The 25,491-nt window shown below is 72.4% G+C and carries 21 protein-coding genes and 2 pseudogenes; 10 read left to right on the top strand and 13 right to left on the bottom strand.

The window, feature by feature from the left end; all coding sequences use genetic code 11:
- From DY245_RS24015 to DY245_RS23980, 9 genes and pseudogenes are all read right to left on the bottom strand, one after another.
- Positions 1–348 (bottom strand): annotated as a pseudogene (locus DY245_RS24015) (hypothetical protein); the annotation flags it as partial.
- On the bottom strand, positions 345–1,646 hold the full coding sequence (locus DY245_RS24010) for an MFS transporter (protein ID WP_128509306.1): 1,302 nt from the start codon (positions 1,644–1,646) through the stop codon (positions 345–347). The pseudogene DY245_RS24015 and the gene DY245_RS24010, both read right to left, overlap by 4 nt.
- 46 nt (positions 1,647–1,692) lie before the next feature.
- Complete coding sequence (locus tag DY245_RS24005) at positions 1,693–2,670, bottom strand: metallophosphoesterase family protein (protein WP_128509305.1); 978 nt, start codon at positions 2,668–2,670, stop codon at positions 1,693–1,695.
- Positions 2,671–2,795: 125 nt separating this feature from the next.
- Positions 2,796–3,128: a DUF427 domain-containing protein gene (locus DY245_RS24000; protein WP_128509304.1), complete on the bottom strand. Its 333-nt coding sequence runs from the start codon at positions 3,126–3,128 to the stop codon at positions 2,796–2,798.
- Positions 3,129–3,227: 99 nt separating this feature from the next.
- A complete protein-coding gene (locus DY245_RS23995; RefSeq protein WP_128509303.1) occupies positions 3,228–3,692 on the bottom strand; it encodes a thioesterase family protein in 465 nt (154 codons plus the stop codon).
- Positions 3,689–4,660, bottom strand: a complete 972-nt coding sequence (locus DY245_RS23990; RefSeq protein ID WP_128509302.1) for a 3-hydroxyacyl-CoA dehydrogenase NAD-binding domain-containing protein — start codon at positions 4,658–4,660, stop codon at positions 3,689–3,691. Before DY245_RS23990 ends, DY245_RS23995 begins: the two co-directional genes overlap by 4 nt.
- Positions 4,661–4,705: 45 nt before the next feature.
- Positions 4,706–5,475, bottom strand: a pseudogene (locus tag DY245_RS23985) (beta-keto acid cleavage family enzyme); the annotation flags it as partial.
- 1 nt (position 5,476) lies between these two features.
- A partial coding sequence (locus DY245_RS46665; protein WP_244943221.1) for a 3-keto-5-aminohexanoate cleavage protein occupies positions 5,477–5,645 on the bottom strand: 169 nt, incomplete at its 3' end.
- Between the two features lie 68 nt (positions 5,646–5,713).
- Entirely contained in the window at positions 5,714–6,571 is an 858-nt protein-coding gene (locus tag DY245_RS23980) for a TetR/AcrR family transcriptional regulator (protein ID WP_128509301.1), read from the bottom strand.
- A 207-nt stretch (positions 6,572–6,778) separates the two neighbouring features.
- Here DY245_RS23980 and DY245_RS23975 point away from each other — a divergent pair, with 207 nt between their 5' ends.
- The 5 genes from DY245_RS23975 (at position 6,779) to DY245_RS23955 (ending at position 13,203) form a co-directional block, all read left to right on the top strand.
- Positions 6,779–8,842 (top strand): SpoIIE family protein phosphatase, encoded by a 2,064-nt coding sequence (locus DY245_RS23975; RefSeq protein WP_128509300.1) that lies wholly within the window; start codon positions 6,779–6,781, stop codon positions 8,840–8,842.
- Positions 8,843–8,929: 87 nt separating this feature from the next.
- The gene (locus DY245_RS23970; protein WP_128509299.1) at positions 8,930–10,330 is read left to right on the top strand and encodes a glutamine synthetase family protein; all 1,401 of its coding nucleotides are present in this window, start codon (positions 8,930–8,932) and stop codon (positions 10,328–10,330) included.
- Positions 10,330–11,505 (top strand): amidohydrolase family protein, encoded by a 1,176-nt coding sequence (locus tag DY245_RS23965; RefSeq protein ID WP_128509298.1) that lies wholly within the window; start codon positions 10,330–10,332, stop codon positions 11,503–11,505. The genes DY245_RS23970 and DY245_RS23965 overlap by 1 nt, the downstream gene beginning before the upstream one ends.
- Positions 11,438–12,853 carry an MFS transporter gene (locus DY245_RS23960; RefSeq protein ID WP_425329435.1) on the top strand — a complete coding sequence of 472 codons (1,416 nt, stop codon included), beginning with the start codon at positions 11,438–11,440 and terminating at the stop codon, positions 12,851–12,853. Before DY245_RS23965 ends, DY245_RS23960 begins: the two co-directional genes overlap by 68 nt.
- A gap of 149 nt (positions 12,854–13,002) precedes the next feature.
- Positions 13,003–13,203 (top strand): cold-shock protein, encoded by a 201-nt coding sequence (locus DY245_RS23955; RefSeq protein ID WP_128509296.1) that lies wholly within the window; start codon positions 13,003–13,005, stop codon positions 13,201–13,203.
- Positions 13,204–13,241: 38 nt separating this feature from the next.
- Here DY245_RS23955 and DY245_RS23950 read toward each other — a convergent pair whose 3' ends face one another.
- Positions 13,242–14,768 (bottom strand): M81 family metallopeptidase, encoded by a 1,527-nt coding sequence (locus DY245_RS23950; RefSeq protein ID WP_128509295.1) that lies wholly within the window; start codon positions 14,766–14,768, stop codon positions 13,242–13,244.
- A gap of 56 nt (positions 14,769–14,824) precedes the next feature.
- Positions 14,825–16,003, bottom strand: coding sequence for an ROK family transcriptional regulator (locus DY245_RS23945; protein WP_128509294.1), 1,179 nt, complete (start codon positions 16,001–16,003; stop codon positions 14,825–14,827).
- Between the two features lie 179 nt (positions 16,004–16,182).
- Between DY245_RS23945 and DY245_RS23940 the strand changes: the two genes are divergently transcribed.
- The 4 genes from DY245_RS23940 to DY245_RS23925 are packed head-to-tail and all read left to right on the top strand — an operon-like array spanning position 16,183 to position 21,973.
- Positions 16,183–18,021 (top strand): peptide ABC transporter substrate-binding protein, encoded by a 1,839-nt coding sequence (locus tag DY245_RS23940; protein ID WP_128509293.1) that lies wholly within the window; start codon positions 16,183–16,185, stop codon positions 18,019–18,021.
- Positions 18,018–18,968, top strand: a complete 951-nt coding sequence (locus DY245_RS23935) for an ABC transporter permease (RefSeq protein WP_128509292.1) — start codon at positions 18,018–18,020, stop codon at positions 18,966–18,968. The genes DY245_RS23940 and DY245_RS23935 overlap by 4 nt, the downstream gene beginning before the upstream one ends.
- A complete protein-coding gene (locus DY245_RS23930; protein WP_128509291.1) occupies positions 18,965–19,870 on the top strand; it encodes an ABC transporter permease in 906 nt (301 codons plus the stop codon). Before DY245_RS23935 ends, DY245_RS23930 begins: the two co-directional genes overlap by 4 nt.
- A 15-nt stretch (positions 19,871–19,885) precedes the next feature.
- A complete protein-coding gene (locus tag DY245_RS23925) occupies positions 19,886–21,973 on the top strand; it encodes an ABC transporter ATP-binding protein (RefSeq protein WP_128509290.1) in 2,088 nt (695 codons plus the stop codon).
- Here DY245_RS23925 and DY245_RS23920 read toward each other — a convergent pair.
- The gene (locus tag DY245_RS23920) at positions 21,960–22,709 is read right to left on the bottom strand and encodes a L,D-transpeptidase family protein (protein WP_181923837.1); all 750 of its coding nucleotides are present in this window, start codon (positions 22,707–22,709) and stop codon (positions 21,960–21,962) included. The two genes, DY245_RS23925 and DY245_RS23920, sit on opposite strands and share 14 nt — an antisense overlap.
- Positions 22,710–23,201: 492 nt before the next feature.
- Between DY245_RS23920 and DY245_RS23910 the strand changes: the two genes are divergently transcribed.
- Entirely contained in the window at positions 23,202–24,599 is a 1,398-nt protein-coding gene (locus tag DY245_RS23910; protein ID WP_128509289.1) for an NADP-dependent succinic semialdehyde dehydrogenase, read from the top strand.
- A 24-nt stretch (positions 24,600–24,623) separates the two neighbouring features.
- Here DY245_RS23910 and DY245_RS23905 read toward each other — a convergent pair whose 3' ends face one another.
- The gene (locus tag DY245_RS23905) at positions 24,624–25,316 is read right to left on the bottom strand and encodes a hypothetical protein (protein WP_128509288.1); all 693 of its coding nucleotides are present in this window, start codon (positions 25,314–25,316) and stop codon (positions 24,624–24,626) included.
- Positions 25,317–25,491: the final 175 nt, after the last annotated feature.

Here is a 25,491-nt window from a genome sequence, read left to right as displayed (position 1 = left end):
GTGGTCGGGCCCGGTGGGGCGGGCCGGTGCCGCGGCTGCCCGGGCATCGTCCGGCCGGGTGACCGGTGCGGGCAGCCGGGCCACCCGGCCGGCGCCGGCGCCGGTGCTGCGGAAGTACAGCCGGTCGTGGTCGAGTCCGAACGCCGAGGCCCCGTCGGTGGGTTCGGCGCGCCGGGCCGCGCCGACGGTGTAGACGACGGCGAGGGCGGCCAGAACCGCGGTGGCGGTCGCCACGGCGATGAGGCGGGCGCGGAGGGAGAGGGAGGTGGGGGCCGCGGTCTCCTGGGCACCGGCCGCGGGCCCCGGACCGTTCGCCGGATCCCTGCGCGGACCGTTCGAGGGTTTCATGCGCGGGACGGCCGCCTTTCGGGAGGGTCGGTGGGGTCCGGGTCTTCCGGGAGTTCCGGGCGCGTCGGCCCGGGCAGCAGGGCCACGGCCGCCGCCAGCGCCGCCGCCAGTGCGACGGCGGCGACGATCAGCGCGGGGCGGGTGCCCCACAGCGTCCAGGCGGCGCCGAATCCGGCGGCCGCGAGCAGACGGCACAGCGCCTGGCCGGTCTGCAGCAGCGCCATGCCGCTCGCCCGGCGCGCGGCCGGCAGTACCGGCCCGGCCAGCGCCATCAGCACCCCGTCGGTGGCCGCGTAGAACACACCGAGCAACAGCAGCACGCCCACCAGCAGCACCGGCCCGGTGTCGGTCAGCAGGAGCAGGACATAACCGCCGAGCAGCGCCGCATGACCGCACAGGAAGGGCACCCGGCGGCCGATACGGTCGCCGAGCCGCCCGGCCGGCACCGCGAGCAGCAGATAGACCGCGGCCGAGCCCAGCGGCAGCAACGGGAACCAGCTCACCGCGAAGTCCAGCCGGCGCTGGAGCAGCAGATAGAGGAAGGCGTCGCCGATGGTCGCCGCGCCGAGCAGCGCCGCCGCCACGAAGATGCGCCGGAAGGCGGGCGCGCGCAGCGGTGCGAGGAGCCCTGCGCGCGGGCGGTCCGTGACGGCCGGCGCCCGGTGGTGGGCGGGCAGTGCGGCCCGCCCCGGTACGAAGGCGATCAGCAGCAGCACACCGAGCAGGCCGACACAGAAGCTCACCACGAACACCGCGTCGTAGGCGTCCGCGGTGGCCCACAGCAGGGCGAACGCGGCGAGCGGCCCCAGCAGGGCGCCGGTGGTGTCCATCGCCCGGTGTACGCCGAAGGCCCGGCCGAGCGCGTCCGGCGGGGCGCTGAGCGAGATCAGCGCATCGCGCGGGGCGGTGCGTACCCCCTTGCCGATACGGTCCGCGGCGAGCGCCACGCCGATACCGAGGGTGCCGCCGCCGGCGAGCAGCAGGCCGAGGCGGGACAGCGCGGAGAGCGCATAGCCGGACCCGGCGACGAGCTTGTGCCGGCCGCCGCGGTCGGCCGCATGCCCGCCCAGCAGCCGCACCAGCGCGGTGACACCGTTGTAGAGGCCGTCGAGGAAGCCGAACTGGAGGGGGGAGAGCCCCAGTTGGAGGACGAAGTAGAGGGGCAGCACGGCGGTGACCATCTCGGAAGAGATATCGGTGACCAGGCTGACCGCGCCGAGGGCCAGAACCGGCCCGCCGACGCGGCCGCGCGTCACCTGTGTCGCCGTCGCGGCCGCATCCGTGGTCGCGAGATACATCAGTCGGGCCGCCCGTGGGTCCCGGCGGCGGCGGGCCGGCCGCCGGTCAGTGGCACGAGTAGGACGGGCTGCTGTCCTTGGTGCGGCCGTCCGTGCCCACCAGGTCCCAGGAGAAGCCGTTGTCGGTGAAGTTCAGCTTCACCACGCCGAAGGTGTCGGTGAGCCGCTTCTCGCTGTTGTCCTGGACCTCTTCGATCTTGTACGGGTTGGCGCCGCCCATCCCGCCGAGGAGTTCGACGATCCCGCTCTTGTCGGCCTTGCCGTTGGGGTCCTGGGGTGCGAACCGCTCGTAGTGATGGTCGTGGCCGTTGAGCACCAGCTCGGCCTTGGCGTCGTACAGCAGCTTCCAGACCGGCCGGCTGACCGGGTCGTTGCCGTGTTCGCCGGAGGAGAAGAGCGGGTGGTGCCAGTAGGCGGCCACGCACTTCTTGGAGTTGGCGGCGAGGTCGGCCTTGAGCCAGTTGAGCTGTGCGGAGTTCAGGCTGTTGGAGTCCAGCGCGATGAAGTGCCAGTTGTCCTGGTCGAAGCTGTAGTAGCTCTTGCCCTTGGGGTAGGCGATGGCGCCGAAGTAGGACTTGTAGCCGGCGAGTTTGCCGTCCGGGTCGTAGGTCTCGTGATTGCCGGCGACAGGGTGCGTCTTGGCCTTGAACGCGCCCCAGCTCTTGTCGTAGTACCTCTTGAAGTCCTTGAGCCGGGCGTCGTCGTACTGGTTGTCGCCCATGGTCAGCACGAACGCCGGGTTGATCTTCTTCACCAGCGCGGCGGTTCTGGGGTGTTCGCAGTCGCTGTCGCTCGCCGTGCACTGCTCGGCGATATCGCCGGCGGCGACGGCCGTGAACCCGGCGGCATGCGCGCCCGGCGCACGGTCGGGCACGGCGTCGGCCCGGCCGGCGGGCGACCACAGCGCCACACCGCCGACGAGCGCGAGCGCCGCGCCCGCGGCGGCGGGTATTCCTAAGCGAGCATTGCTGACCAGGGGGTTTCGTGACTTGAGGGGATTTTTGGCGCGGGGGGTGGACGTCATATCCGTCTCCTGGGTCGGCGTGGGGAGCCGTCCCGAGGAATCCTGACGGTCGATCATGCACGGGTCAAGAAGTGTGACGGTTATTGTTAGGAAACTTTCCTACCCGAGCTTCGCGGCCCCCGGCCTCAGCCCAACTCGGCCTCGTAGAAGCAGAAATGATCCTTGATCCGCGCGACCTCCGGATGCGGCTCGGGGTAGGCCCACACGACGTCCTCCGGTCCGTCGGCGAGCGACCAGTAGGAAGCGGTGCCCTTGAACGGGCAGACCGAATGAGTCTCGGACGGCGTCAGCAGTTCGGTCCGTACGTCCTCGGGCGGCAGGTAGTACCGCACCGGGTAGCCGGTCTCGCGCAGCAGGAGCGGACGCCGGCTGTCGGCGACCAGCCGGCCGTCGATCTCGACGCGGATGTGGTCGGTGCCTTGCTCGATCTCGATGCGGTGGCCTCGGGTGGCTGTCATGGTGGTCGCTCCTCGGCGGGTCGGAAGGCTGCTCCGTCCAGGATCGCACCGGGACGGGGCGGGGGCGCCCCGGATCGGCGCCGAGCAGCGGAGACCTCGCTACTGCTGCACCGCGCGGATTCCGCGCCCCGCCCACTCCGGGGCAGGGGCGGTCAGGCCGGCGAGGTGCCGGCGCGTCGCGTCCGGCAGCGGGGCCGCGCGCCCCGTGCCCTGGTCGACGTGCAGGGTGAAGAGCTCCTCGGTCGCGACCGGGTCCCCGGACGGCTCGCCGACGAACATCTCGTGGACGAAGCGGAGCTTCTTGCCGTCCACCCCCAACACCGTGGTGCGGAGGGTGAGTTCGCTGTCCCGGGCGACCTCGCGGAGGTAGCGCACATGCGCCTCGACCGTGTAGAGCGAGCAGCCGGTGCGTGCGCGGTAGGCGGCGTCGAGGCCCGCCGTATCCATCAGGGCGTCCGTCGCGAAGCCGAAGATCAGGACGTAGTAGGCCTCGCTGAGGTGGCCGTTGTAGTCGATCCAGGCGTCCTGGACGGTTTGACGGAAGAGCGGGAGAGGGGTGCTCATCGGCGGGTGTCCCCCAGTCGGCCGGTGGCCCGGAGGACGTCGATGACGCCCTGATCGCGTGCGGCGACCAGATCCGCGTAGGTGCGCTCGCCCGCGGCCTCCGCGCAGCCGTCGACCATCGCGTCACGCAGCTCGCGGTCCAGCTCGGGCGCCTCCAGGCGGGTCCACGGGGACTTCAGGGACGGGCCGAAGTGGTCGAGCATATGGGCCATACCGCCCTCGCCGCCGGCCAGCGCGAAGGTCAGACAGGGGCCCATGAACGCCCAGCGCAGACCCGGGCCTTCGGTGATCGAGGCGTCGATGTCCTCGACCGAGGCCTCACCGTTGGCGACCATGTGCAGCGCCTCGCGCCACAGCGCCTCCTGGAGGCGGTTGGCGATGAAGCCGGGCAGTTCGCGGTCCATGGTGATCACGGACTTGCCGGCCACGTCGTAGAAGCGGGAGGCCCACTCGACGGCCTCGCGGTCGGTCCTCTCGCCGCCGACGACCTCGACGAGCGGGATGAGGTACGGCGGGTTGAAGGGGTGGCCGACGACGAGGCGTCCGGCGTCTTCGGCCGCCGTCTGCATATCGGTCATCGGGTAGCCGGAGGTGGAGGAGGCGATGACCACGCCCGGACGGGTCGCCGCGGCGAGCTCGGCGAGCAGCGAGCGCTTCAACTCCAGCTTCTCCGGGGCGTTTTCCTGGACGAAGTCGGCTTCGGCGACCGCGGCCGCGAGGGTCGGCGCGACGGTGAGACGCTCCGGTGAGGCGCCCTCGGCGAGGCCTATTTGCTCCAGGGCCGGCCAGGCCGCGGCGACCAGGCGGCGGAGTTTCTCCTCGGCGTCGACGGCCGGGTCCCAGGCGGTGACGTCGTAGCCGCGGGCCAGGAAGTGGGCGACCCAGCCGCCGCCGATCACTCCGGCGCCGATACAGGCGACGCGGCGTACGGCCTCGGGTGCGCAGGGGGCAGGGGTGGTTTCAGGCATGGGGGAGCGGCTCCAGGTGGAGGGAAGGGAAGGAAGCTGTGGGGCTCAGCCGCGCGGCTTGAGGCCCAGGCGGGCCCGCGCCCGGTCGGGGGTGGCGACCGTGGCGCCGAGCAGCTCGGTGATCTGGACGGCGCGCTCGACGAGCCGGCCGTTGGTGGCCTTGACGCCCTTGCTGAGGTAGAGGTTGTCCTCCAGACCGACCCGGACATTGCCGCCGAGCAGGATCGACTGGGCGACCCACGGCATCTGCATCCGGCCGAGCGCGAAGCTCGCCCACTGCGCGCCCTCGGGCAGCATGTTCACCATCGACTGCAGGACGCCCGGATCGGCCGGCGCGCCCCACGGGATGCCCATACACAGCTGGAAGATCGTCGGGTCGTCCAGCAGGCCCTCGGCCAGCAGCTGCTTGGCGAACCACAGCTGACCGGTGTCAAAGATCTCCAACTCGGGCCGTACGCCCAGTTCCTGGATGCGCCGGGCGCCCGTGCGCAACATGTCGGGCGTGGAGACGTACAGGTTGGAGCCGTCGCCGAAGTTGAGGGAGCCGCAGTCCAGGGTGCAGATGTCGGGCAGCAGTTCCTCGACGTGCGGCAGCCGCTCCAGGCCGCTCACCAGGTCCGTACCGGGCAGCTGCCGGAGCGGGTTCTCGGGGTCGATCACCAGGTCGCCGCCCATGCCGGCGGTGAGGTTGATGACGACGTCGGTGCCGGTCTCCTTGATCCGCTCGACGACCTCGGCGTAGAGCCGTGGCTCGCGCGAGGGGTCGCCGGTCTCGGGGTCGCGTACGTGGATGTGCACCACCGCGGCGCCCGCGGNCGCCGGTCTCGGGGTCGCGTACGTGGATGTGCACCACCGCGGCGCCCGCGGACGCCGCCTCGACGGCCGACTTCGCGATCTGCTCGGGCGTGACGGGCACGTGCGGGGAGCGGCGGACGGTGTCACCGGCGCCGGTCAGCGCGCAGGTGATGATGACCTCGTTGTTCATGCGGGTCCCTTCGGTGGCGGTTGACGGCATGCGGTGCGGAGGGGGCGGAAGGGGGTGTGCGTCGGCCGTCAGCCGGCGGTGAGTTCGCTCTCGACGAAGGCGAGCAGCGCGGCGTGCATGGTGTCCGGGCCGGTGCTGTCGGGTGCGGTGGCGAGCACCTGGGTGGCGAGCCCGTCGATCAGTGCGGTCAGCCGCAGTGCGGTGAACTCCGGATCGACGGTGCGGAAGACGCCCTGGCCGACGCCGCGCCGTACGACATCGGCGACGGTGGTGCGCCACTGCCGGTAGTAGTGCTCGTGCAGCCGGCCCACCGCGGTGGAGCGGGCGGCCTGGGCCCACAGGTCGAGCCAGACCAGCCACTGACGGCGCTGCTGCTCGGTGCGCGGGGTCTGCAGCGCGATCAGATGCAGCAGTTCCGCGCGGGCGTCGGGGGCCTTTGCCAGGCCCGCCGCGCGGCGCTCGGTGTCCTCGTCCATGCACCAGCGCACGGCCGCTTCCAGCAGCTCGTCGCGGCCGGGGAAGTGGTAGTGCACGGCGGCGGGGCTGGTGCCGCAGGCGGCCGCGATATCGGCGACCCGTACGCCGTGGAAGCCGTGCTCGGCGATCAGCCGGACGGTCTCCCGCACGATCTGCAGCGGCCGGCCGCCCTCGGGGACGGCCACCGGCTCGCGCCCGGGCGCCGCCGGCCGTTCCGGGGCGCCGAGCAGCCAGCCGGTGTCCACCCCGCCGATGTCGGCGATCCGCACGATCTCGGCCAGCGCGAAGCGGCGGGTGCCGCCCAGTGACCGGGAGAGTTTCGAGGGGTCCATCACGATCCGGCGGGCGAACTCGCGGTGGCTGCAGCCGAGCCGGTCGATCACCTGCCGGACACGGTCCGTGACATCTCCGGTGTCGTCGGTGATCCGGGCTCCGGGGGCGTCCTTCATGGTCCGGGACCGTAACAGTGTGTTGAGAACATCGCAATGGGGTGAGGCGGGGGAAGAGGGGTAGGGGCCAGTCCTCGCGGGCTGTCGTGGTGCGGTGTGGTGAGGTGACTGATGAGAGAGTCAGTTGTGTGGCCGATGGTGTCGCCGGATTTCTGGGGGAAGGGGCTGGACACGCCGTAATCCACACGAATGTGGCAAAGTGACGACATGGCTGACCGGGGAGCGAAGCGGCCCACCGTGTCGGTGCCGGACGACTGGCCCGCCCACCCGGACCTGACCCTGGCCCTCAACGGCATGGGCGGCTTCGACTGGGACCTCGACAGCGGGCTGATGCACATGGACCCGCCCGCCCTCGAGGTCTTCGACCTGCTCCCGTCGGAGTACGACGACCGTCCGGAGACCCTCAACTGCCGCGTCCCGGCCCATGAGGCGGCCCGTCTGGACGCCCTGGTCGCCCGTGCGCTCAAGGACGGCAGTCACTCCTACGGGGCGTACTTCCGGGTGCGGCTGCGCGACGGCGAGCTGCGCTGGACCCACGCCCAGGGCAGCATCCGCCGCGACGACACCGGCAGACCCCGCCGCATCATCGGGGTGGTCCGCGACGCCAGCCACGAATACACCCACGCGGCGGAGCGGCTCGCCGTCGATGAGGAGCGCCGCCGGCACACCAGCGTCGTCGAGCGCACCACCGCCGCCCTGGCGCACGCCAGAACGGTCGGCGAAGTGATCGCGGTGCTCGCCGATGAGCAGGGGCTGAGCCGGCTGGGCGCGGAGAACGTCATCCTCGGGCTGGTCGAGGCGGGACGTATCCGGCTGGTCTCCGAGGGCAAGGCGGGCAGTTTTGTGCCCGACCTCGAATTCACCCGGGTCGGTGATGAATTCCCGATGAGCGAGGTCGTCCGCACCCTCACTCCGCGTTACGTCCGCAGCCGCGCCGAATTCAAGTACGGCTACCCGCGGCTGTGGCATGCCATCGAGCCGCTGAACGTCAACTCCGCCGCGTATCTGCCGCTGATCGCCCAGGGGCGTCCGATCGGTGTGATCGGCCTGTTCTTCGAGCGCGAGAGCGACTTCCGCGACCAGGAGCGCAACGTCCTGGTGGCGCTCGGCAGCAGCATCGCGCAGAGCCTGGCCCGCGCCATGCTCTACGACCAGGAGCACGATCTCGCCGCCGGCCTCCAGCAGGCCATGCTGCCGCGCCGGATCCCCGGCATCGCCGGCGCCCAGATCGCCGTCCGCTATCGCTCCGCCCGGATGGGCCGGGACATCGGCGGCGACTGGTACGACGTGATTCCGCTGCCCGACGGCCGGGTCGCCGCCGTCATCGGAGATGTCCAGGGCCATGACACCCAGGCCGCGGCGCTGATGGGTCAGCTGCGGATCGTGCTGCGCGCCTACGCGGCCGAAGGGCACGCCCCCGCCACCGTCATGGGCCGCGCCTCCGCCTTCCTCAACGAGCTCGACACCGACCGCTTCGCCACCTGCATCTACGTCGACGCCGACCTGAGCACCGGCGCGGCCCGGATCGTCCGGGCCGGCCATATCGACCCGCTGCTGCGGCACGCCGAGGGCATCTGCCGCCGGCTGCCGGTGGCCGGCGGGCTGCCGCTCGGGATCTCCTCCGAGTTCCGGCGGCTCGACTACCCCGTCACCACCGTCCAGCTCGCCCCCGGCGACACCCTGCTGCTGTGCACCGACGGCATCGTCGAACAGCCCGGCACCGACCTCGACGACGGGATGCGGCAGTTGGCCCGCGAGGTCCGCGAGGGCCCCCAGGACGTCCAGCAACTCGCCGACCGGCTCTGCGATTCGGCGGGCGACCGGACCGGCGAGGACGATATGGCGCTGCTGTTGCTGCGCCGCCTGGGCGCCCCGGAGCACGACACCGTCGGCCGGTTCCGCCAGCACATCGCCCCCGCCGACCCCGAAGGCCTCTCCGCCGCCCGCCATATGATCCGGGCCGCGGTACGCGCCTGGGGCGCGGAGGACCGCGTCGACGAGATCGAACTGATCGCCGACGAGCTGATCACCAACGCGCTGCTGCACACCGACGGCGAGGCCGTGATCAACATCCGGATGCCGCACAGCGTCGGGCGGCGCCTGCGCCTGGAGGTCGAGGACCACTCCAGCAGTCTGCCGCGGCGCCGCGAACCGGGTGAGGCCGGTGTCTCCGGCCGCGGCCTGCTCCTCGTGGACCGCTTGGCGGATGTCTGGGGTGTGGAACCGCGCGGCGGCGGAAAGTGCGTATGGTGCGAGTTCAACTGCCCCTGACCGGACCGGCTCTCACGCCCTGAGCCGCACCGGCCATCAGCGGGAACGGGCGCCGAGGGATCGGCACGGTCGAGTGAGGACGGCTCTATGGGAACGCGGGCTGCGGAACAGCGCGAGGAAGCCCGCCGGTTGGCGGCGCGGATGGAGGCGGAAGGCGTCCGGAATGTGGCGCTGACCTGGGTGGACAACGCGGGCATCACACGCGTCAAGGCCGTTCCGGTACAGCGGCTCGCGGATGCGGCCGAACGCGGCGTCGGGATGTCGCCCGTCTTCGACGTCTTCACCTCCGGCGACGCCATCACCGAATCCGAGCATCTGGGCGGCCCCGACGGGGATCTGCGGCTCTTCCCCGACCTGGACCGCCTCACCCCGCTCGCCGCACAGCCCGGCTGGGCCTGGGCACCGGTGGACCGCTACGACCAGCTCGGCCGGCCGCACCCCGCCTGCCAGCGGCAGTTCGCGCGGCGGATGACCGAGCGGGCCGCCGCGGCCGGCCTCGAACTGCGGATGGGCTTCGAAACCGAGTGGGTGGTCACCCGCGCCCCGGCAGGGCACACCGCGGCCGCCACCGATGCGTACGAGGCGCTCGACTACCCCTGCGCGGGACCCGCGTACGGCATGACCCGGGTCGTCGAACTCTCCGACTACCTCCGGGACGTCAGCGAAGCGCTGTCCGTCCAGGACATCGACGTCCTGCAGGTGCACCCCGAATACGCGCCGGGCCAGTTCGAGATCACCACCGCTCCGGGCGACCCGGTACGCGCCGCCGACGACGCGGTGCTGGTCCGCGAGACCGTCCGCGCCGTCTCCGCCCGGCACGGACTGCGCGCCTCCTTCGCCCCGTCGGTCGTCGCCGGCCAGGTCGGCAACGGCTGCCACCTCCACCTCAGCCTGTACCGCGACGGGGTGAGCCTGCACCGCACCCCGGACGCCGACTGGGGCCTGGCGCCGGACGCGGTGGCCTTCCTCGGCGGCATCCTCGGCGCGCTGCCCGCCCTGCTCGCCATCGGCTGCCCCTCGCCCGCCAGCTATCTGCGGCTACAGCCCTCCCATTGGGCCGGCGTCTACCAGTGCTGGGGGGTGGAGAACCGCGAGGCGGCGCTGCGCCTGATCACCGGCGCCCCCGACGATCCGGACGGCGGCCACGCCGAGGTCAAGACCTTCGACGCCGCCGCCAACCCGTATCTCGCCGTCGGCGCGGTCATCGCCGCCGGACTGCACGGCATCGAGTCCGCGACCCGGCTGCCCGCGCCGCAGACCGGCGACCCGGGTACGTTCGGCGTCCGCGAGCGCGCCCGGCGCGGCATCGTCCGGCTGCCCGCCACCCTCACCGAGGCCGCCGACCGGCTGGAGAAGTCGGCCCCGCTGTACGAGGCGCTCGGTGAGGTGCTGCACAGCGCGGTGCTCGCGGTCCGGCGCGCCGAGGAGGCGCACTTCGCCGAGAACGACGCCGAGGAGATCGCCGCCGCCACCCGCTGGCGCTGGTGATGCCCACGGACGTCCCGGGGGGCGGCCCCGGCTTCGACGACGGACTGCCGCCGCTGGTGGACCACCACTGCCACGGCGTGCTCCGCCACGAACCGGACCCCGGGACGTTCGCCGGGTATCTCACCGAATCGGACCGGCCGCCCGCCGCGGGCACCACCTTCTTCGACACCCAGGCCGGTTTCGCGGTCCGCCGCTGGTGCCCGCCGCTGCTCGGCCTGCCCGCGCACTGCCCGCCCGACCGCTACCTCGCCCGCCGCCGCGAGCTGGGTCCGGACGAGACCCGGCGCCGTCTGCTGGGCGCCACCGGCATCGGCGCGTACCTCCTGGACACCGGGCTGCCCGGCGATCTGACAGGCCCCACCGAGACCGCCGAGGCGGGCGGCGGCAGCGGGTTCGAGGTCGTCCGGCTGGAGACGCTGGCCGAGCGCACCGCGGCCCGCGCCCATGACGCCGAGGAGTTCACCGATGCCCTCGCCCGCGCCGTCCAGGACGCCGCGGGCACCGCCGTCGCCTTCAAAACCGTCGCCGCCTACCGCCACGGGCTCGCCCTGGACCCCGCGCCGCCCGCCCCCGACGCGGTGCGCACCGCCGCCCGCTCCTGGATCGCGGCCGGCGCGCCCCGCCTCACCGACCCGGTCCTGCTGCGGCATCTCGTGTGGCTGGCCGTCGCCACCGGCCGCCCCCTCCAGCTCCACACCGGCTTCGGCGACCCCGACCTACGGCTCGACCACGCCGACCCGGCGCTGCTGACCGACCTGGTCCGGGCCACCGCCGACACCGGCACGGACCTGGTGCTGCTGCACTGCTACCCGTACCACCGGCAGGCCGCCTACCTGGCGAGCGTCTTCCCGCACATCTACGCCGACATCGGTCTGACGCTGACCCACACCGGTCCGCGGGCCGCGGCCGTGCTCGCCGAATTCCTGGAGCTCGCGCCGTTCGGCAAGCTGCTCTTCTCCACCGACGCCTACGGCCTCCCGGAGCTGTACGTCGTCGGCAGCGCGCTCTTCCGGACCGGCCTGGCGGCCGTCCTCGGCGCGTGGACGGCATCCGGCGCCTGGTCGGAGACGGACGCCCGGCGGGTCGGCGCGATGATCGCCGCGGACAATGCCCGCAGGGTGTACGGCCTGGCGGAGACCGCCCGGGCCGGCGGGCCGGCGGCGGCCGGTCCGTAAGGGGCGAGCGCGCCGAGCACCTCTTCCACCCCGGTCATCGGCCGCACCCGCACAGCGTGCTTTACTGCGCCGCGTGGCCCCTACAACGACCTCCGAAAAGCGTGAAATACCCCTGCGCTCCCGGATATTCGCCGATCTGACCCCGCTGCGCTCGTCCGCGGACTACCGCCGCCTGTGGTGCGGCAACACCATCTCCTGGATGGGCCAGCAGATGACCGCGCTCGCGGTCTCGCTCCAGGTCTACGCCATCACCCGCTCCACCTTCTCGGTCGGCCTGGTGGGCCTGTGCTCCCTGGTCCCGCTGGTCATCTTCGGGCTGTACGGCGGCGCCATCGCCGACACCGTCGACCGCCGCAAACTGGGCCTGTACAGCGCCGCGGGCGCGACCGCGATGTCCATCACGCTGGCCACCGCGGCGCTGGCCGGATACCACCGGGTGTGGCTGTTCTACACCGTCGTCGCCCTCCAGGCCGTCTGCTTCGCGATGAACTCCCCGGCCCGTACGTCGATGATCCCGCGGCTGCTGCCCACCGAGCAGCTGCCGGCCGCCAACGCCCTCAACTCCCTGACCAGCAACCTCGGCCTGATGGGCGGACCGATGCTGGGCGGCGTGATCGTCGGCCTGTGGGGCTACCAGGCCGCGTATCTCATCGATGTGGTGGCCTTCAGCGGCTCGCTGTACGCGATGTGGCGGCTGCCGTCCATGCGTCCCGACCAGGGGGAGGGGCCGCGGCGCCGCGCCTCCGTACTGGACGGCCTGCGCTTTCTCGCCACCCGGCCGAATCTGCGGATGACGTTCTTCTCCGACATGGCGGCGATGGTGCTCGCCCAGCCGCGCGCCCTGTTCCCGGCGATCGCGGTGCTCTGGTTCGCCGGGGACGCCAAGACCGTCGGCCTGCTGGTCGCCGCGCCCGCGGTGGGCGCCGTACTGGGCGGGCTGTTCTCCGGCTGGCTCGGCGGGATCCGCCGGCACGGCCTGGCCATCCTCATCGCGGTGGCCTCCTGGGGCGCGGCCATCGCCTGCTTCGGGCTCTCCCGGCATCTGTGGCTCGGGCTGTTCTTCCTGGCGGTGGCCGGCTGCGCGGACACCGTCTCGATGGTGTTCCGCAGCACCATGCTGCAGGCCGCGACGCCGGACGCGATGCGCGGCCGCCTTCAGGGCGTCTTCATCGTCGTGGTCGCGGGCGGACCGCGGCTGGGCGACTTCCTCGCCGGATCGGCGGCCGATCTGACCTCACCGGCCACCGCGGTGATCGGCGGCGGCCTGGCCTGCGTCCTGCTGGTGACCGGACTCGGCCTCGGGCGCCGGGCCTTCGCCCGCTACGACGCGCGCGATCCGCAGCCCTGAGCCCGCTGCCCTGAAGAGCACCGCTGCCCGGCCGGGCCGGGGTGCCCGCTCAACCGTCCGGGTGAACACCGGCGGAGCCGGCACCCCGGGCGGGTAGAACTACCGTGCCCGACCGGGCATCCAGGCACCATCCAGCAAGGGACAGCGCAATGGCTCAGGGCACCGTGAAGTGGTTCAACAGCGAGAAGGGGTACGGATTCATCGCGGTCGACGAGGGACAGGACGTGTACGTCCACTACAGCGCGATCGATATGGACGGCTTCAAGGCCCTGGAGGAGGGCCAGCGGGTCGAGTTCGAGGTCGCCCAGGGACAGAAGGGGCCCCAGGCGGACCGGGTGAGGTCGATCTGAAGCCGGGCGGACCACCCGGCCGGAGCCGGCCGGGCCCGCTACAGCACCACCGGCGTGAGGTCCGGCTCCTCGAACCCCTCGTCGTCGAAGGGGTAGAGCGGCCGTAGCACCTTGTGGTGCCCGAGCCGCAGCAGATCCTGGTCCACCCCGCCCGGGGTGAGCGCCAGCAGCCAGTCCGCGGCCATCGCATGCAGCTCGGGCTCCAGATAGCCGATCTTGACGACCACCAGGTCGTAACCCAGCGGATCCAGCGCGCCGAAGTCCGCACGGGTGTGGAACGGCTTACGGCGCTCGGTCAGCACCACCGTCACCCCGCCGCGGGTGACGGCCGCGGTCCGGCCGCCCCCGTCGTAGGCCGGATTGCCGCGCGGCCCGCCCGAAGCGGGTCCGGCCGCGTCCTCCAGGGCGGTCACCGTGCCGGTCAGCTCGTACGGCTCCGCGTGCGGGCCGGTGCCGGCGCTGAAGTGGCCGCCCACGCGGAGGGTGACCTCGGCGCCCACGCCGGCGTCGAAGCAGACGGCGACGGCCTTCGGGTCGGTGATGCCCGGATGCAGCGCGGTGACCCGGCCGCTCGCCAACTCCTCGTTGGCCAGCAGCCGGCCCAGCATGTACCCGAGGTCCCCGGCGCCGCCCGCGGTGGGGTTGTCGCCGGAGTCGCTGAGCAGGAACGGGCGGGCGGGGGAGCCGACGGCGCGGGCGATACAGCCGTCGGCGTCACCGGTCGGCCCGACGAAGACGAAGTCGCGGCGTGCGTCCCAGTACGCACGGGCCAGCGACTCGGCCTGTGCCACGGCGAGTTCGGGGTCGTCCGCGGTGACCACCACGGCGGCCCGGCAGCGTTCCTCGTCGGCCCAGGCGTAGCCCACCCAGAGCGCCGCATCGACGACCCCGTCCAGCGCCTCGACCGAGGCCAGCCGCCCGTAGAGCGACTTGGCCGGCTCCAGCCGGGTGCTGGTCTTCTCGCCGGGGAGCAGCACCGGGACCTGCACCCAGGCCCGGTGCGGGCGGCCCTTCCCCAAGACCAGTCGCCCGACGAGCTTGCGGGCGGCCCGCTCCCGGGTCTCCCAGGCGTCCTCGTGCGGGGCCAGACGGTGGGCGGTGAGCAGATCGAGGCGCTCGGCGAAGCGGCGGGAGACATTGCCGTGCAGATCCATGGCGGCCGAGATCAGGGTGCCGGGGCCGGTCGCGGCCCGGACCGCGTCGGTCAGATCGGCCTCCGCGTCCGCCAGCCCGACCACGCTCATCGCGCCATGGATGTCGTACACCACACCGTCCAGCGGCCCCGACTCCCGTATCCGGGCGGTCAGTTCGTCCTTGATGCGGTCGTAGGCGGCACGCTCCACCGGCCCGCCGGGCACCGCGACGGCATGCACCAGCGGCACCCACTCGACCAGCTCGGCCAGATCGCCGTCCGGCCGGGCCCAGGTGTAGCGGTCCAGCAGCGCGTGCTCCCGGGTGATGCGGAAGTCGTCGTACGTCGAGCGGTGCGGGCAGAACTGGCTGGACTCGATGGCCATGCCGCCGATGCCGATACGGAGGCGGCGGCCGGTGGGAGAGGGGGGCATGGGGGCTCACTTTCCGTGGCGGGGGCGGTGGTCTGTGGCAGCGCCAGGGCCGGTGGTCAGCTTCGTGCGGCGGCCGGTGCGGGCGGTGCGTCCGTCATGGTGTGTCTGCGCAGTACGGCTTGGCCGGCGCCCAGCAGCCCCGCGTCCGGACCGCAGCCGGCGGCGTTGATGGTGAGGTCGCTGGTGGCCATCGGCAGACAGCGTTCGTAGAGCATTCCGCGTACCGCGGCGACCAGCGGCTGGGCGCCGGAGAGCGCGCCGCCGAGGATCACCGCCTCGGGGTTGAAGAAGTTCACGACGACGGCGAGCACCGCGCCGATGTCCCGGCCGGCCTGTCGTACGAGGGTGGTGGCGTGCGGTTCGCCGTTCTCGACCAGCCGCAGAATGTCGGTGGCGGAGTCCACGGCGATGCCCTTTTCGCGCAGTGCGGCGGCGATCGCGGCGCCGCTCGCCACCGTCTCCAGACAGCCGATGTTGCCGCAGGAGCACGGGAGTTCGGCGGCCTCGTCCACCCGTACATGGCTGATGTCACCGGCCGAGCCGCGGGCCCCCCGGTGCAGCCGGCCGTCGCTGATGACACCGGAGCCGATACCGCGGCCCGCCTTGACGACGACGAGATGGCGAGGGGTGGGGTGGGCGGCGCGGTGTTCCCCCAGCGCCATCATGTTGGCGTCGTTGTCGAGCAGCACCGGCAGACCGAGGCGGGCGGCGAGCCGGTCGCGCAGCGGGAACAGATGCCAGCCGGGCATCCGGGACGGCGCGATGATCCGGGCGCCGTCCGCGTCGACCGGGCCGGGGAAGCCGACGCCGATGCCACGGACCGTACGGCCGGCCGCGCGCTGCCGTTCGGCCAGTGTCCCCAGCCGCTCGGCGAGTGTGTCCAGGGCGGGTTCCGGCCCGGCGGTCAGATCGACGGCGTGGTCGTCGATGTCGAAGGCGTCGCCGGTCAGGCCCACCGCGCCGGTGCGGATGTGATGGCTGCCCAGGTCGGCGGCGAGCGCGACGGCGCCCTGCTCGGCGACCCGCAGCAGCCGCGGGCGACGGCCGCCGCGTGAGGCGCCCTCGCCGGATTCGGCCAGCAGTCCGGCCTCGACGAGTTCCTGGACGCGGGCGGAGACGGTGGAGGCGGCGAGCCCGAGCTCGCGCACGAGGTCCGCGCGTGAGGTGGCGGAGCCGTTCGCGACGAGTTCCAGGACATGCGCGGCGGAGCCGGGCTGCTCGTCGGGGGCGGTCATGGCGGCGCCTTTCGGCTTGGTGCGGGAGCGAGTCTTTCTTCGGTGATCGAAGGAAGTGGGGGAATCAACTCGCGGACAGTAGACATCAGTTGGCGTTGTTCCGCCAAGGTCTTGACTTCTTTTCGCGGCCGTCCGTACTTTGCTCGCACTCTTCGACCGGCCGATCCCCCGGAGGCAGCATGGGCCTGCGCAGTACTCGAATACGCGGCCCCCTGGGGCGCGTTGCGGTCGCGGCCCTGCTCGGCGCCGTGGCGCTGGTCGGCTGCGGCCCTTCTGGCAACGTTGTCACCGATCTTGGCGCCACCGGCGGTACGCCCGTCGAGGGCGGCACCGCCACCATGGCCCTGCCGCCGGCCTCCACCCCCAACTGGATCTTCCCCATCGGCGCCCCCGGCTATCTGGCCTCCTACAACAGCGCCATCCAGGACCTGCTGTTCCTGCGGCTGTTCATGCCCGAGCAGAAGGGCGCTGCGCTGACCATGGACTCGCCCCGCGGTCTCGCGGAGATGCCCCGCTACAGCGACGGCAACACCACCGTTAGCATCACGCTGAAGAAGGGCCACCGGTGGTCCGACGGAAAGCCCGTCACCACCCGCGATGTGAAGTTCTGGTTCGATCTGATCAAGTACAACAAGCAGGACTGGGCCAGCTATTCGCCGAAGCTGTTGCCGGACGATGTCAAGGCATTCGAGATCGTCGACGACCGCACCTTCCGGCTCCGGCTGGACCGCGCCTACAACCCGACATGGTTCACCGCCAATGAACTCCAGGACTTCGTCGCGCTCCCCGTACACGCCTGGAACCCCGGCCACCAGAGCCCCCGGCAGGCCTTCGCCCGGCTGATGCGGCACGCCAGGCAATTCTCCGCATTCGCCACCGATCCGCTGTGGAAGACCGTCAACGGGCCCTGGCGGATAGAGAAATGGACCACCTCCGGGCAGGTCTCGCTGATCCCCAACAAGAAATACCGCGGGCCCGACACACCCCACCTCGACCGTGTGGTCCTCAAGCCCTTCACCACCGCCGACTCCGAATTCAATGTGCTGCGCGCCGGCGGCGTCGACTACGGCTATATCCCGCCCTCCGTCATGGCGCAGTCCACGAAGTTCAAGGAAATGGGCTATCGCATCGACCCGTGGGAGGGCTGGGCGATCACCTATATCGTCCTCAACTATCACCACCCCACGGCCGGACCCCTGCTGCGCCAGGACTATCTGCGCCAGGCACTCCAGCGGCTCATCGACCAGAAGTCGATCTCCCGGGTGATCTGGCACGGCAGCGCCACGCCCACCCTCGGCCCGGTCCCCGCCGGCCTCCTCGACGCCGACCCCTATCCGTACGACCCGAAGCGGGCGAAGGCGCTGCTGGCCCGGCACGGCTGGGCCGACCGGGACGGCACGCTGCACTGCGTACGGCCGGGACGCGGTACGGGGGAGTGCGGGGCGGGCATTCACGACGGCCAGGAACTGTGGCTCTCGCTGCTCTCCCAGTCCGGCTCGACCGAGACCTCCAACACCATGCAGGCCATCAAGTCCGAATTCGGCAAGGCGGGCATCACCCTCGACATCCGGCAGCAGCCGCTGAACACCGTCCTGGGCACCACCGTCCCCTGCAAGCAGACCGAGCCCCTCTGCGCGCAGTGGCAGCTCGGCTTCTTCGGCACCCAGGGCAGCTGGTACTTCCCGCCCGACCCCAGCGGCGAACAGATCTTTGCCAGCAACGCGCCCTCCAACATGGGTAATTGGTCCGATCCGCGCACCGACCGCCTCATCCGGGCCACCGAGTACTCCGACCGCCCTCCCCCAACCTCCGGCCGGGGGGACCCCCACCTCGCTTCGCTCCTTCTGCGCGACTACGGCCGCGAGGTGGCCCGCCGGCTCCCGGTCCTGTGGACCCCCAACCCCGCCTACCAGGTCTCCGCCATCCGCAACGACCTGCGCGGCGTCGACCAGAACCCCACCCTGTCCCTCGCACCCCAGAACTGGTACTTCGTGAAGAAGGGCGGCGCCGGCAGATGATCCACTTCCTGGCCAAGCGCATCGCGCAGGCCCTCGTCGTGCTGCTGCTGGTCTCCGTCATCGTCTTCGTCCTGCTGCATCTGCTCCCCGGCGGACCCGCCCGCGCGATCCTCGGCGTCCAGGCCACCCCGGAAGCCATCGCCCACTTCAACCACCAGCAGGGGTACGACCGTTCGCTGCCCGAGCAGTACGCCATGTACCTCGGCCGGCTGCTCTCCGGCGACCTCGGCGAGTCCTACAAACTCAACCAGAGCGTGGCTTCGCTGCTCGGCGAACGGCTGCCCAAAACCGCCCTGCTCGCCGGTCTCGCCCTCGCACTCGCCGCGCTGCTGGCCGTCCCGCTGGGCATCCTGCAGGCCCTGCGCCGCGGCAAGGCCGCCGACTACGTCCTGACCGGCGCGGCCTTCCTCGCCTACGCCACCCCGGTGTTCTTCCTCGGCCTGGTCCTCATCCTCGTCTTCAGCCAGCAGCTCCCACTGCTGCCCGCCGAGGCACCGCAGGCCGACACCGTCGGCGGCCTGCTCGCCGATCTGCCGGCGCTCGTCCTTCCCGTCGTGACCACCGCGCTGGGCATCGTCGCCGCCTTCAGCCGCTATATGCGCTCCGCCGTCCTCGACAACCTCGGCGAGGAGTACGTCCGCACCGCACGCGCCAAGGGCCAGTCCGAGGCCCGCATCATGGCCCGGCACGTCCTGCGCAACGCCCTCATCCCGCTGGCCACCCTCCTCGGCCTCTACCTGCCCACCCTCTTCAGCGGCACCCTCGTCGTCGAGTCGATGTTCAACTACCCCGGAATGGGGCTGCTGTTCTGGAACGCGGCCCAGGGATCGGACTTCCCCGTCCTGCTCGGCGTCACCCTCGTCGTCGGCGTCGCCACCGTCCTCGGCTCACTGATCACCGATATCGCCTATGCCGTCCTCGACCCGCGCATCAGGAGCGTGACGTGACGACCCCAGCCCTTGAGGCCCTTGACGCCACGCAGCCGGACGCGGCGCGGGCCACCCCCGGCCTCGCCCGCCGCACCCTCGCCGTCTTCGCCCGCAACAAACTCGCCCTCGCCGGCGCCCTGGTGCTGCTCGCACTGCTCGCCTTCTGCTTCCTCGGGCCGCTGCTCCACCCCACCGACCAGATCCACACCGACCTCTCCCAGGCCGGCCTCGCCCCCGGCGCAGGCCATCCGCTGGGCACCACCGACCTCGGCTACGACCTGCTCGGCCGGCTGATGTACGGCGGCCGCACCTCCCTCGAAGTCGGCCTGGCCGCAGGGCTGTTGGCCACCCTCTTCGGGACGCTCTACGGCGCGGTCGCGGGCTACTTCGGCGGCTGGGTGGACGCCGCGATGATGCGTGTCACCGACGCCGCGCTCGCCATCCCGGCGCTCTTCCTGCTCGTCGTGGTCGCCGCGATCGTCACCCCCAGCAAGCCCGTCCTCATCCTGATCATCGCCTCCGTCGCCTGGCTGTCCCCGGCCCGCCTGATCCGCGGCGAGGCGCTGGCGCTGCGCGGCCGCGACTACATCCACGCGATGCGGCTGATGGGCGGCGGAGGCGGCCGTGCGGTGTTCCGGCACATCGTCCCCAACGCCATCGGCACCGTCATCGTCAACGCCACCTTCCAGGTGGCCGACGCCATCCTCTACGTCGCCTATCTGTCCTTCCTGGGCCTGTCCATCCCACCGCCGGCCGCCGACTGGGGCTCGATGCTCTCCACCGGCATCACCTACACCCAGGTCGGCTACTGGTGGCTGATCTTCCCGCCGGGCATCGCGATCGTGCTGGTCGTCGCCGCCTTCAACTTCATCGGGGACGGCCTGCGGGACGCCCTCGACGTGCGCCTGAAGAACAACTGAAGCGAGGACCCCACCATGACCGACTCGCTCCTGCGGATCGACGATCTGCATGTCGAGATCGCCGGCCGCGGCCGCACCGTCCACGCCCTCGACGGCATCGACCTCGACCTGGCCCCCGGCGAAGCGCTCGGCATCGTCGGCGAATCCGGCTGCGGCAAGACCATGACCGCGCTGTCCGTCCTCGGGCTGCTGCCGCACGGCGGCAAGGTCACCGGCGGCCGGATCCTGTTCGACGGCACCGACCTCGCCGCAGCCCCCGAACCCGTGCTGCGGAACGTCCGCGGCAACACCGTCGGCATGGTCTTCCAGGACCCGCTGACCTCCCTCAACCCCACCCTCACCATCGGCGCCCAGGTCGCCGAACCCCTGCTGCTGCACACGCGGCTGACGAGGGCCGAGGCCTGGGCCAAGGCCGAGGAGACGCTGCGGCTGGTCGGCATGCCGCGCCCCGCCGAGCGGCTGAGGAACTACCCGCACCAGCTCAGCGGCGGGATGCGGCAGCGCGTCGCGATCGCCATGGCGCTGATCTGCGAACCCCGGCTGCTGATCGCCGACGAGCCGACCACCGCCCTCGATGTCACCACCCAGCACCAGATCCTCGAACTCATCGACGAGCTGCGCGCCCGCCTCGGCATGGCGATGATCCTGGTCACCCATGACCTCGGCGTGATCGCCCGCCGGGTCGACCGGGTCGCCGTGATGTACGGCGGCCGGATCGCCGAACGGGCCGCCGTACGGCCGCTGTTCGCCACCCCGCGGCACCGCTACACCCAGGCCCTGTTCGCGGCCCTGCCCGAACTCCCCCGGCCACCGCTGGGTGGGAGTGCCCCCGTCACCGGCGCCGACCGGCCGCTGGCCACCATCCCCGGCCTGCCGCCGTCCCTCGTCACCCGCCCCACCGGCTGCCGCTTCGCCCCACGCTGCGGCTTCGCCACCGACATCTGCCATGCCGCCGAGCCGGAGCTCACCGACGGCCTCGACGACACCCCACCCGCTGCCGGCGCCCATGCCTTCGCCTGCTTCCACCCCACGGACCCCGCCCCCGGCGCCGAGCCGGCCGCCGAGATCCTCCCGCCCGCACCCGCCCGGCTCCCGGTGCGTACGGACGAGCCGCTGCTCCGCCTCGCCGACGTCAGCAAGACCTACCCGCTGCACGGCGGCCCCTTCGCCCGCCGTAAAGGCGCCGCCGAGGTCAGCGCGGTGGCCGGAATCTCGCTCACCGTCCGCCGCGGCGAGACCTTCGGCATCGTGGGGGAGTCCGGCTGCGGCAAATCCACCCTGGGCCGGATGGCCGTCGGCCTGGAGGCGCCCACCGGCGGCAGCGTCCACTTCGGCGGCCGCGATCTCGCCACCCTCACCAAACGGGAGCTGCGCGCACACCGGCGCGACGTCCAGCTGATGTTCCAGGACTCCTACGCCGCCATGGATCCGCGGATGCGGGTGGGCGCCGTACTGCGCGAACCGCTGGTCATCCAGGGCATCGGCGACCGGGCCGAGCGGCGGCGGCGGATCGACGGGCTGCTGGACGACGTCGGACTGCCCCGCGGCGCGGTGGACCGCTATCCGCACGAATTCTCCGGCGGCCAGCGGCAGCGCCTCGGCCTGGCCCGCGCCCTGGCGCTGACGCCGTCCCTGGTCGTCGCCGACGAACCGGTCTCCGCGCTCGATGTCTCCGTGCAGGCGCAGATCCTCAACCTCATGCGCGAGCTGCAGCGCGAGAAGGGGCTCAGCTATCTCGTCATCTCGCACGACCTGGCGGTGGTGCGGCATCTCGCGGACTCGGTCGGCGTGATGTACCTCGGCAAGCTCGTCGAGACCGGCCCCGCCGAGCAGGTCTTCGCCCGGCCGCTGCACCCGTACACCCGGGGGCTGCTGGACACCGTCAACGCACCCGACCCGGACGCCGCCCAGGCCGGCAGCCCGCTCGGCGGCGAGACCCCGTCGGCCGCCGACCCGCCCTCCGGCTGCCGCTTCCGCACCCGCTGCCCGGCCGCGACCGGGCTGTGCGCGACCACGGAGCCCCCGCCGGCCGAGCCGGAGACGCCCGGACACCGGGTGGCCTGCCACTTCCCGCTGACCGCCGGAGCAGTCAGTACCGGGTGAGCGCGGTCGGCCCGTACACCGTGCCGATGGCGATATGCGGCTCCTCGGACGGCCGCACCCAGGACAGGATCCGCGCCATCGCCCCGGCCGGTACGGACACACAGCCGGCCGTGGCGCCCTTTCCGTGGACATGGAGGAAGATCCCGGCGCCCCGGCCGCGCACCGGACGGTGGTAGTTGAAGCCGGTGACCAGGGCCCGGCTGTACTGCACCGGATGGTCCGCCAGCCGCTCGGACTCGCCGGCCGCGCAGTCCGCCGGCAGGGGCTCCACCCAGCGGTTGTAGGAGGCCGAGGCGTTGTCCTCGCACCACCAGGAGCCGGCGCCGGCCCGGCGGTAGGGGGTGGTGGTGCCGGGCGGTGCCGGGTCGGTCCCGAAGGCGAACGGCAGGTCGTACAGCCCGGTCGGGGTGGTCGAGGTGCCCTGGACCCGGGTGGCGCCCTCGGTCAGCCCGCCGGACCCGAAGCGGGCCGGCGCCGAACCGGCCTGCCGCCAGCGGCCGTTGTGCCGCTGCCACCACACCACCGTTCCGGCGGTGGCACTCGTCGTGGGCGCCTGCGCGGTGATCAGCTGGTCGCCGCCGCCGGTGTCGGCCATGCGGGCGGGGAGCGGGATGACAGGGGTGGGGGGCACGGCGGGCGGAGTGCCGGCCGTGGCGGGTGCGGCCACCGTGAGCAGCAGCGCGCAGACCGCGGACAGCAGCGCCGCGGCCGGGTACCTCGTCCTCGTACGCGTCATGGGCATGACCGCAAGGTAAAGCCCGACCGGCCCTCCGGACGCCGCCCGATCAGGTCACATACGCCGATCCGGGTCCATCCGCAACCCGTCCGCGCCAATCCGCCGTGCGCCGGGGCCATGGACGGACGAAACTCGGGTACGGGGGCTCATATGCCACCAGCCGTCTCATTCTGGAGGCCCGCAGTGCAGCGGCAACCGCATACGCGCAGTGACCGCGTGCTCAACCGCGATCCCCAGCCCACGCCGGTCCCCGACCCGGGAGGCCCGCCGCCCAGCCCCATCCCTGAGCCGCTCCCCGGGCCGCCCACCCCGCCTGGACCGCCGGATCCCATACCGCCGGATCCCTCGCCGGTACCCCGTCCGCCCGGACCCGATCCCGACCCGGTCCCGGAGCCGTCCCCGGCTCCCTCGCCGCTCAGGTAGCAGCCGCCCGGACCCTCGTCCCCGTATCCCGCGGGCACCACCGCCCCGCACACCAAGGAGGTGCTGACCATGGCCATCGCCACGGTCAACCCGGCCACCGGCGAGACCCTGAAAACCTTCGACGCGCTCAACGCGGGCGAGATCGAAGACCACCTGGCCCGGGCGGAGCAGGCCTTCGAGGAGCACCGCACCACGACCTTCGCCCGCCGCAAGGAACTGCTGCTCAAGGCCGCCGACCTGCTCGACGCCGACCAGGACGGCATCGCCCGCACCATGACCACCGAGATGGGCAAACCGCTGGTCCAGGCCCGCGCGGAGGCCGCGAAGTGCGCCAAGGCCATGCGCTGGTACGCGAACCGTGCCGAGGAACTGCTCGCCGACGAGCACCCCGACCCCGCCGATGTCCGCGACTCCGGCGCGGTGCGCGCCGTGGTGCGCTACCGCCCCATCGGCACCATCCTCGCGGTGATGCCCTGGAACTTCCCGCTCTGGCAGGTCGTACGGTTCGCCGCGCCCGCCCTCATGGCGGGCAACACCGGGCTGCTCAAGCACGCCTCGAACGTCCCGCAGACCGCGCTCTACATCGAGGAACTCTTCCGCCGCGCCGGCTACCCCGAGGGCTGTTTCCAGACCCTGCTGATCGGCGCCGGCGCCGTCGAGGACATCCTGCGCGACCCGCGGATCGCCGCCGCGACGCTGACCGGCAGCGAGCCCGCCGGCCGTTCGGTGGCGTCGATCGCGGGTGACGAGGTCAAGAAGACCGTCCTTGAACTCGGCGGCAGCGACCCGTACGTCGTCCTGCCCTCCGCCGACCTCGACAAGGCGGCCCGCGTCGGGGTCACCGCTCGGGTCCAGAACAACGGGCAGTCCTGCATCGCGGCCAAGCGGTTCATCGTGCACCAGGACGTCTACGACGCCTTCACCGAGCGGTTCACCGCCCGGATGGCCGCGCTGACCGTCGGCGACCCGATGGACGAGCACACCGACGTCGGTCCGCTCTCCAGCGAGCAGGGCCGCTCCGACCTGGAGGAACTCGTCGATGACGCGATCCACCGGGGCGCGAGTGCACTGTGCGGCGGCCGGCGGCCGCCCCAGCACCGCGCGGGCTGGTTCTACGAGCCGACGGTGCTGTCCGGCATCACCCCCGCCATGCGCATCCACCACGAGGAGGCGTTCGGCCCGGTCGCCACGCTCTACCGCGTCGCCGACCTGGACGAGGCGGTGACGCTGGCCAACGACACGCCGTTCGGGCTCAGTTCCAACGCCTGGACCCGCGACCCCGACGAACAGGCCCGCCTCGCCCGCGACGTGCAGGCCGGCAGCGTCTTCTTCAACGGCATGACCGCCTCCCACCCGGGCCTTCCCTTCGGCGGCGCCAAGCGCTCCGGCTACGGACGGGAGCTCTCCGGGCACGGGATCCGGGAGTTCTGCAATATGACGACCGTGTGGTGCGGGCCGGAGGACTGAGACGACCGGAGGACTACGACAAGGTCACGGGGCGCCCCACAAGGTGACGGACAGCTCGAAGGTGGGGTTGCGTGCGCTGGTGCCCAGGCCCTGGGTCCGGGACGCATCCACGTCGGTGAACACCACCTTTGCCACCTGGTTGTCCGTGGTGATCACGCACCAGACCGTGCCCGCGGTGATCTTCGCGGCGGGTACATGAGCGCCGACCGGTCGCTCATCGGCCGCGGCGCGGCAGGCGTCCGCCGTATCGGTCCCCGGGCCGGCGGTGCCGATCTTCACCCGGAAGCTCTGCAAGTCCTCGTTGTTGGGCCAGATCACGGCCCGGCCGCCGTACGACGGGCCCGGGCAGCCCACGTAGTCGAGATCGGCACCCATCCCGGTGTCGATGTAGCCGCCCCTGATGGACGGCTGGTCCAGATCGAGAAACTGAAATGCCGTTCCGGCGGTGCAGTCCGGCGCCTGCCAGGTGAGGTGCTTGTCGCGGTACAGCGGCTTCGGGCCCGTGGGGGTGGGGCCGGACGTCACCGGCGCGGCCGAGGTCGCCGGCGTCGTCGCGCTGCTGTGGCCGGTGCCCGGCCGTCCGCCGGCGTCCTTCTTGCCGCCACCCCCACCGCCGCCGCTGCCGTCATCGCCGCCGCCGTTGCCGAGCGCGCCCTTGATCAGCGACGAGGCCAGCAGCACCGCCAGCGCCCCGCCGACCGCCGAGGCGATCACCACCGCGCGCTTGCCCCTTCGCGCGCGCGGCGCCGGAGCGGGCGGACCGAGAGGGAACGACGGGGGCGGTGGAAGGGGCGGCATCGGCGGCGTCGGCGGCGTGGCCCCACCCGTCCGCACCGGCCCGCGCACCAGCGCGAGCGACCCGGCCGCCCCGGCCGACCTGCGCTGCGGCCGG

The sequence above is a fragment of the Streptomyces inhibens genome, assembly GCF_003389455.1.
Classification (GTDB): domain Bacteria; phylum Actinomycetota; class Actinomycetes; order Streptomycetales; family Streptomycetaceae; genus Streptomyces; species Streptomyces inhibens.
This window is presented reverse-complemented; position numbering and strand designations above follow the sequence as displayed.